We start from the raw sequence: 8,679 nt of genomic DNA, 5'->3' as shown, positions 1-8,679 counted from the left end.
GGAATCTTACAATAATCTTGTCTACAAAGATGTACCTGAACCTGAATTTGAGCCCAATGAAGTGTTGGTCAGGGTGAAGGCATGTGGTATCTGTGGCAGTGATGTACATGGTATGGATGGAAGTTCGGGAAGGAGAAATCCCCCGCTAATCATGGGACATGAAGCATCGGGCGTAATTGTAGAAACCGGAAGTGAGGTGAAATCCTTTACCCTTGGTGACCGGGTAACTTTTGATTCCACCGTCTATGAACTCAATGATTGGTACACGCTGAAAGGCAAATACAATCTAAGTGACAACAGAAAAGTCTTAGGGGTCTCCCCTAAAGAATACCGCAGACATGGCGCATTTGCAGAATATGTAGTGGTACCGGAACATATCCTCTATAAAATCCCGGACGGAGTTTCTTTCGAACAGGCGGCGATGGTAGAACCTGTTGCCGTGGCGGCGCATGCAGTAGACCTCACTCCCATCAGTCTTAGGGACAGTGTACTCGTGGTGGGAACAGGGATGATCGGACTTTTTCTGATACAGGTACTCAGAAAGTCCAATGCGGGAACCATCATTGCGGTTGATCTCGATGACAGAAAACTGGAATTGGCCCGTAAATTCGGTGCTGACCATACATTCAACGCCAAAGATGAATCCTTACAAAAATCCATTTTAAGCCTAACCCATAACAGAGGTGCTGATGTGGCATTCGAGGCAGTTGGTATTGGACCAACAGTAAAAATGGCCATAGAGAATGTCCGCAAAGGCGGGACGGTCACTTTGGTCGGCAACCTTGCCCAACAGGTGGAATTCCCCCTTCAGGCAGTGGTGACAAGAGAAATCAGGTTGCAGGGAAGTTGCTCCATTGCGGGGGAATATGACAAGGTATTGGAGATGATGGAAAAAGGACTGATTGATGTGGATTCCCTTTTAAGTGTCAAAGCACCATTGAGTGAAGGGGCAGCATGGTTCAAAAAGCTGTATGACAAAGAACCCGGTTTAAACAAAGTAGTTCTCCAACCCTAAGCCATCATGTACAAAACAGGAATTATCGGTTGCGGCAAAGTTGCCCACCTACACGCAAAGGCATTACAAAACGCTCCCCAATCTGAGTTTACCGCTGTCTTCAGCAGAACATTGGATAAGGCCAAAAGCTTTGCAGCAACTTATGGTGTCAAAGCCTATGTTAATATCACCGAGATGGTGGAAAAAGAAAAACTCGATCTCGTCATGGTCTGCACCCCACATCCCAATCATTTGGATCCAACTTTGGAAGCTATGGCTGTCGGGGCAAATGTGATCGTGGAAAAACCATTGGCCTCCACTTTGGCAGATTGTGATGACATGATCGCAGCCTCAAAAAAATATGGCAAAAAACTGGGCGTGATCAGCCAAAGAAGATTTTATGAATCTGTACAGCGCGCCAAAAAAGCCATTGAAGATGGGAAAATAGGCAAAGCTGCTTTGGGAACAGTGACTATGTTGGGTTGGCGTGATGAGAATTATTACAAATCCGATCCTTGGCGAGGTTCATGGGAACATGAAGGAGGTGGAGTAATGGTCAATCAGGCCCCACACCAATTGGATGTGTTGCTTTGGCTGATGGGAGAAGTGGACGAGGTATATGGCACTTGGGCCAATCTCAACCATCCCTATATCGAAGTGGAAGACACCGCTTTGGCCATCGTCAAATTCAAAAACGGAGGTTTGGGCAATATCCTGTTGACCAATTCCACCAAGCCCGGTATCCATGGAAAAATCCATGTCCACGGCAGCAACGGGGCCTCTGTGGGAATCCAACCCGAAGCAGGAGCAATGTTTATAGCAGGCATGTCAGGCATTTCCGAACCACCCCAAAATGACCTTTGGACCATTCCGGGAGAAGAGCATTTGTTAGCGGAATTTATCAAAGAAGATACCGCGATATTTCACAAAATCGACCCCACCGTACATTATATCCAATTACAAATCGAGGAATTTTTGGATGCTTTAGCCCAAGGCAGGGAACCCTTGGTCACCGGAGAAGAAGGCCGCAGAACTGTAGAACTCTTCACCGCCATCTATCGCTCCACCCGTGACAATATGCCCGTGAAGTTTCCATTGAAAGCTGAGGAAGGGAGAGGGGATATGGATGGGAGGTTACGGTAGGGGCTTAGGCTATTTTTGAAAAGTAATTGGTTGATGGTCAGGGGAAATTGGTTGCAAAAAGAGAAGTTGAAGGAGGAATTGAAGAGGATTAATGAGAAGAATTTGAGTAGGTGAGAGTTAAATCTATTCATCGGTAAGAAATGATTTTTTTTATTTGGCTAGGTCAGGAAAACGGGATTCAGCTTGGAAGCGGCGGGCATTCGGAGACGTTTCCTTCAAGCCTTCTCCTAACTTATTAAAGATACTGATTTTCATTGTTACTCGGTACCGCCCGCTGTTTCCAAGGTGATGTTGTGCTTCGCTTTTATTCTATCGTGAATGAGATTTTTTTACCTAGTCCCAATTCTAAAATTCGATAAAGTGTTGAAAGTTGAATATCGCTTTTTCCATTCTCAATCCTGGAGATAAAGCTTTTCTTAGTCCCTGTTTTAGTGGCAAGTTGTTCTTGAGTCATATTTGAAAGTCTTCGCTCTTCTTTTATGAGTTCACCAATGGCAAAAGCCTTAGCTTTAGCCTCAAAAGCCATTCTTTTTTCTTCGCCTTCTTGCCCGTACCTTTTTTCAAGGTGTTGTTCAAATGTTGTAATTGAGCTACTTTTTTCCATCTTTCTTTTGTTTGTTCTTTTCTTCAAAATACTCGGCTTTGATTTTCAATGCTTTGTCAATTTCCTTTTGAGGGGTCTTTTGAGACTTCTTTTGGAAGCCATTGAACAGCACTATCAAATTACCTTCATCAAAACAACAAAATATCCTGTAGATATTGCTGCTATACTCTACCAGTATTTCATAGAGTCCATCATATGCAGTAATATGCGAGAAAAACTTTGCTGGAATTCTCTCAAGAACCATAATCATATAAAGTACTTCATCAATCTTGCCTTTCACCTTTTCAGGAAGCTTATCGAAAAAGTCATTAAAATAGTCCTTGTAGAAAATCAGTTTTCTTTTTTTCTCCATGTTGTAAAGTTAACGAATAATGGAACAAAAGAGATGTTTAGATGTGAAAAAATGCGAAAGTGGTTTTTCTAAAGTGTAGCACAACGGTTTGCTTCACGAAACTACTGCGCTATTTATTCCATTTGGAACAAATAGCGCAACTGTTGTGGATATTTCTCATTTATCTGTTCACAATATCCCAAATAATCCTTTACCATATCATCCCCTGTTCGGGGTATTTTTACTGAAATTTGGTTGATTAAAGAAGGATTTGAGGATTTATCTCTTGAAAAGTTGAATTCGAAAACTGCATTCTAATAAAAATATAGTGGTTTTGGCAACAAAAGATCATTTAATTCTTGCTGTAATTCTTTTATTTCACATTCTTCATTTGGTTTAGCAATAAAGTTGTCAGACTATCCATGCGAGAAAAGGCAAACCATGGATCGACTTAGCTCACCACAGGTTTCTTGCCTAAGTCTTTTAAAGACGCACCTATATGATACAAATCACTTTGGTCTATCACCAAAAAGCGATCGTGGTTTTGGGCAAAGGTTTTTACTTTGATTTCAGGATATTGTGCATGGTTCTTTTCCAAGTCGAGTTGTAGGGTTTTGGAGATGCTCTTAGTATAGATAGTGGCAGTCACGTCTTTTTGGCGTTTGCTCAGCAGGCTGAGCACACTTTCCTCTATGTAATTGTCTATCAGGATTATTTCTTTTTTGGCTCTTTTTATCAAATCGGACACAAAAGCATAGGCATCAAACACCTGTCCATCAAAGAAAATCCCTTTATCTGGTTCGGGTCGTCCTGCCTCCAAAGCCTTAAATATCTGGTTAAACTTTTCATCGCTTTGGATTTGCCTGATTTCCAATTGGTCCAAGCGTTGGAATACGGATGCATTCTGAAGAAGGAATTTGCGCATAGTGACAAAGGCTCGCATAATCTCAACATGCACCTTTACGGCTCTTTCACTTTTTAAAATTCCAGATAACCCTGCTACACCTTGTTCTGTAAAAACATATGGTAAATATTTCCTATGTTGCCCCCGCTTTTCCTTTAAGATCGCATTTTGCGATCTTAAAGCTCTGTGATTAGGCACAGCATTTTGCGATAAGACTTCCTCCCATTCTTGCTCACTCAACTGAAACATAAAATCAAGTGGAAACCGATCTTTATTCCTCTTCACCTGTTCATTGAGCCTGCCAGTGGATACTTCATAAAGTTCTGCAAGATCACTGTCAAGCATTACCTGCTTGTTCCTGATCGTAAATATCTTATTTTCAATATGTTCTTGATTAATCAATTCCATAGTACAGGTTTAATTCTAGCCCATATATCCAAGTCAAAAGTTGTGACAATTCAGCAAGGACTTGATTCTACTAAGCCAAACGATTATTTTCTTTGAATTTCAAGCAAGCGAGCTTGGTAATAAAAATTCTAATTTAATAGTTGTGCATGAGAACATAATCTCTTACCTAATTGTCCTCCACAATATCCCAAATTATACTTTCCCATACCATCCCCTGTTCAGGGTATTTTTATTTGAATCCGGTTGATTTAAGAAGGATTTGAGACTTTATCCCTTAGTGGATTAAATTCAAAAACATGGCTTTAAAAGAATGTGTGGATTTTGTTTCAATAACCAGAGATGTTTTAAACTTCTATATAAGCTAACATTGGAATCCTATGAGATGATTGTATGATTTTCAGAGATTGCCTAGGAATGAATGTCCAGCAATGTTAGCAATCTTTATTTCTAATTATACCCAAGTAATTAAAGGAATAAAACCATGAAATATCAGATATATTGATGCAATAAAATGTAAGCAAGAAAGTATCATATTAGGGTAAAGAACTGTCCTTTGGATTTTAGATCTTCTGGATTTAAAAATAGCTATAGCAGAGGCTATTGCTCCTACTACAAAAAGGATAGAACAGCTCAATAGGGCAATTGTCAGGAATGTAGGTTTGGAAAATAGTAAATCTGCATTGTCGAATCCATAAAATCTGAGGAAGAAAGTTATGATAATGAATACGCTAGTGATCGTAGGCAATAAGCTGATACGAATAATCCTGTTATATTTTTCACGATTGAAAGCATATAAAACCGTGAATATGAAAAAGCTAAATAGACCTGCAATGGTCATGGCAATCCATAGTCCAAATAGGGTTAGTTGACCAAAGACCCTTAAACTTGAAATGGGCTTTAATACTGAATTTTCTGAGTAAAGTATTTTACCCTCAATAGGATCAGTAGCTTCTACAAGACCTATTTTGTTTGTAGAACCCAGGGAAAATTGTTTTGCGGAAACTGCATGATATGTTGAAGAGGAGCCAGGAAGTAACCATGATCTGTATACGGTATTCTTATGGAATTTTATTTTTTCGATTCCGGCAAATAACACATCCTGATAAAACAAATTTTGGTTCCTTGGATTTATGGCGAGATAAAATCCTGTTTCAATATCAATTTGACCTATATATTCACTTCTATTCGGTTCAGGGACAGGAAGTTTTTCTGTTTCAAATTCACGTAATAATTTTTCTATCCTCTGCATCGCTTGGACGTTATTCGCATTTAATAAAATGACATGGCCCACCCCATGTTCTGGGAGATATGCTAGCTGAGAAAGCCCTCCATCCATAGCACCGTCATGACCATGATAGGTAAATCCGTTGTAATTGGTCGTATAGTTCCCCAAACCATACCCTAACTCTAAACCTTCCTGAGCTCCTGGCGTACTTTGGGACACTTCCATCCTTTCGATCGTTTCCTTGTCAAAAAGATTTAAACCATCTAAAGCCCCTCGATTGAGCAATATTTTGAGTACTTGGGCCATATCTTTTGGCGAAGAATTCAGTGCTGAAGAAGGGCGATACAATTCATGTTTATAATCTACTTTCTCCATATCCCAGTTATATGTTTTTGCGCCCCATTGCTGGTATATCGAGTCATTAAAAAATGTTGTATGATCCATTTTTAATTGTTTTAAAATGGCGGCATCCACATATTTCTCAAAAGGAAGCCCACTTACTTTTTCAATGATATAGGCAGCTACTGCATACCCAGAGTTGCAATATGCCATCCTAGATCCTGGAACCCATCTTGATTTTCTTGAATGTGGATGAAATTCTAAGGCATTTTTTAAAGCAATAGGTAGGGTTTGATTATGTACCCGCTCTACTAAATGCATCTCGTCCCAACCAGTTGTATGCTCAAGCAAATGAATTATTCGAACTGGACTGGTTTCTTCCCATGGATTCTTAAACTCAACATCTGGTACTATGTCTTTAATTTTATCCTCAAGTGATAATAATCCTTCTTCATGTAGTTTGAGTATAGCTAGTGCAACAAACATTTTGGAAAGGGAAGCTGTTCTGAAGATTGTATTTACCGAAACTGGTTCAATTCCCCTGTCCTCAATGTTTCCTATTCCAACAATCCAATCTAGTTGATCTTTGCGAACCAATGCTATACCTACGCTAAGTCCATTGTAATCATTTAATAAAAGTTCAACCTCATGTTTTAATTGGGATAAACTTTTATTTTCAACCGAATCCACTTGAATTGGTATACTAAAACAGTGTCCTGAGATCGCTATAAAAACAGCTGTTAAGAAAAATTTATAACATTTATAGAACAGAGGATTTAAGGATAAGGTAAACATCGGGATCGAAGTGAAAAGGACAAGTCCTGTTTGTTTTTGAATGCAAATTTTGTTTTAATTGTGTTAATGGTTTCTACTTATCATTTCGAGTCCTTAACATTTTGTAAATGTTCAGAATAGGTAATGACATCAGGTTTACCCTCCTCCCCAGTCCCCAACATTTTTTAAAATGCTCAGAAAAGGAATGATATTTGGTTTCTCGTCATCCTGAATCCGAGGTACGAGGTGAAGGATCTCCAAGCCTTAGGGTAGAGACTCCCCGAAAGCATCGGGGCAGGCTTTCCTACGTCAGAGTGACGGCTCCGATTTACGTCTTTGGTAGTGAATATAGACAAACCTCTAAAGTTAAAAATAACGGCTTCCCCATCCCCAAAAGCCATCTCACGTCATATGTCTCACATCTCAAATCTTACTTTCAAACCCTCCCTTTCTTCTTCAACTCAATGTCCGTCAATTCCGCAATCCTCACAGGTCGGCCGCTTTCGACACTGGTTCTGGCAGCTATGCCTACCAATATGGACATGGCGCCATCTCTTGTTCCTGCGGATTGGCGGTAGGGGTCGGCCATGTTGGGGTCTTTGAAGAGTTTGTCTTTTAGGCGGGTATCTCCACCGCCGTGACCTCCACCACCATGCGGTATGGTGATGATTTCAGTTTCTCCAAAATTCTTTGTCAATCTCAATTCATCGTGGGCCATTTCCTGCCATGGTTGGCTTTCCTTGATCCACGCCTCCAAACGGCCTTTGGTTCCATTGAAGGCAATCCTATATCCTTCATAAGGAGAGTAAGTGGTCAGGGAGTAACTTACTTGCACGCCATTCATGTATCGGATCTGAACCGCCATTTTATCATAGATATCAATATCTTCCCTAAAGACACAGCCATCCCTTAGATAGCCATCGTGATGTTCATTGTTGACATAAAGATCTACCAATTGCTGGCTTTTGGTGATATCCCAGTAAAAATCACACTTGTCTTTATGCGGGCAGGGTCTGCAATGGGTGTGGCGGAATTTGCCGTTTTTCCCATAAAACTCAAGGGCACCATAAGCAAAAACTTCCTCAGGATCAGAATCAAGCCACCAATTGAGCAGGTCAAAATGATGGGTGGATTTATGGACCAAGAGGGTCCCTCCTTTTTCTTTGTATCCATGCCACCTGCGGAAATAATCCGCCCCATGGGAAGTATTGAGGTACCAATGGAAATCCACAGAGGTGACTTCACCGATTTCGCCCGAATGGAGGATTTCATACATTCGCTGACGATGGGGTGAATAGCGGTAGTTAAAGGTAACAATGACTTTTTTACCGGATTTACGCTCAGCATCCAAGATGGCCTGACACTTGAACTGATCCGTGGTCATTGGTTTTTCAGTAATCACATGACTCCCGAAATCAAGTGCCTTAATGATGAATTCATGATGAGTATTGTCAACCGTAGTCACGATGACAACATCCGGTTTACTTTCCGCCAACATCTTGTCAAAATCAGTATATAGCGGGCATTCTACTCCAATATATTTTTTCCCATGCTCCAATCGACCTGGATTGATATCACAAAGCCCAACAAATTCAATCTGCTCTTCATAGACTCTTTTCACATCCCTTCCAAACATATTTGTCCCTCTGACCCCAAGACCTACAATGGCAATTTTCATCTTTTCATTCGGATTGTCATGAAGTGTCAAAGCTTCAGAAATACTGGTTAAAAAAACTGTACTCGCGGCAAATGTGGCGGATTTGGACAAAAATTTTCTTCGGGAAGGATCGGTCTTTTTGGTTTTCATGGGTTGAGGTTAAAGGTTGATTTTAAAAATATCAAATTAAGTTTAAAAGTCCATCCTTTACTGTAGTGTAAAAAACAATAACCATGACTTTTATCAGGTTTGGGCAAAGTGATGGTCATAAAAACACTGGGTATAAAATGTCAAATTTGT

At 40.3% G+C, this 8,679-nt stretch carries 7 protein-coding genes; 2 read left to right on the top strand and 5 right to left on the bottom strand.

The annotated features are described in order from the left end of the window. Both ACEW8U_RS23315 and ACEW8U_RS23310 read left to right on the top strand, forming a co-directional pair. On the top strand, positions 1-1,015 hold a 1,015-nt coding region (locus ACEW8U_RS23315; protein WP_373524461.1), incomplete at its 5' end, for a galactitol-1-phosphate 5-dehydrogenase. A 6-nt stretch (positions 1,016-1,021) separates the two neighbouring features. After that, a complete protein-coding gene (locus tag ACEW8U_RS23310) occupies positions 1,022-2,137 on the top strand; it encodes a Gfo/Idh/MocA family protein (RefSeq protein ID WP_373524460.1) in 1,116 nt (371 codons plus the stop codon). A gap of 304 nt (positions 2,138-2,441) precedes the next feature. Here the strand turns inward: ACEW8U_RS23310 and ACEW8U_RS23305 are convergent, their stop codons facing one another. The 5 genes from ACEW8U_RS23305 to ACEW8U_RS23285 all read right to left on the bottom strand — a co-directional run bounded on the left by ACEW8U_RS23305 (position 2,442) and on the right by ACEW8U_RS23285 (position 8,529). Next, complete coding sequence (locus ACEW8U_RS23305) at positions 2,442-2,741, bottom strand: helix-turn-helix domain-containing protein (RefSeq protein ID WP_373524459.1); 300 nt, start codon at positions 2,739-2,741, stop codon at positions 2,442-2,444. Further along, on the bottom strand, positions 2,728-3,093 hold the full coding sequence (locus tag ACEW8U_RS23300; RefSeq protein ID WP_373524458.1) for a type II toxin-antitoxin system RelE/ParE family toxin: 366 nt from the start codon (positions 3,091-3,093) through the stop codon (positions 2,728-2,730). The genes ACEW8U_RS23305 and ACEW8U_RS23300 overlap by 14 nt, the downstream gene beginning before the upstream one ends. A gap of 430 nt (positions 3,094-3,523) precedes the next feature. Beyond that, positions 3,524-4,384: an ORF6N domain-containing protein gene (locus tag ACEW8U_RS23295; RefSeq protein WP_373524457.1), complete on the bottom strand. Its 861-nt coding sequence runs from the start codon at positions 4,382-4,384 to the stop codon at positions 3,524-3,526. Positions 4,385-4,835: 451 nt separating this feature from the next. Continuing rightward, complete coding sequence (locus tag ACEW8U_RS23290) at positions 4,836-6,743, bottom strand: serine hydrolase domain-containing protein (protein ID WP_373524456.1); 1,908 nt, start codon at positions 6,741-6,743, stop codon at positions 4,836-4,838. Positions 6,744-7,158: 415 nt separating this feature from the next. Then, positions 7,159-8,529: a Gfo/Idh/MocA family protein gene (locus ACEW8U_RS23285; protein ID WP_373524455.1), complete on the bottom strand. Its 1,371-nt coding sequence runs from the start codon at positions 8,527-8,529 to the stop codon at positions 7,159-7,161. Positions 8,530-8,679 lie beyond the last annotated feature (150 nt).

Origin of the sequence: Aquiflexum sp., from assembly GCF_041751335.1 — a bacterium.
Classification (GTDB): domain Bacteria; phylum Bacteroidota; class Bacteroidia; order Cytophagales; family Cyclobacteriaceae; genus Aquiflexum.
Note: the sequence above shows the minus strand (reverse complement) of the source record. Positions and strands in the feature narration are given on the sequence as shown.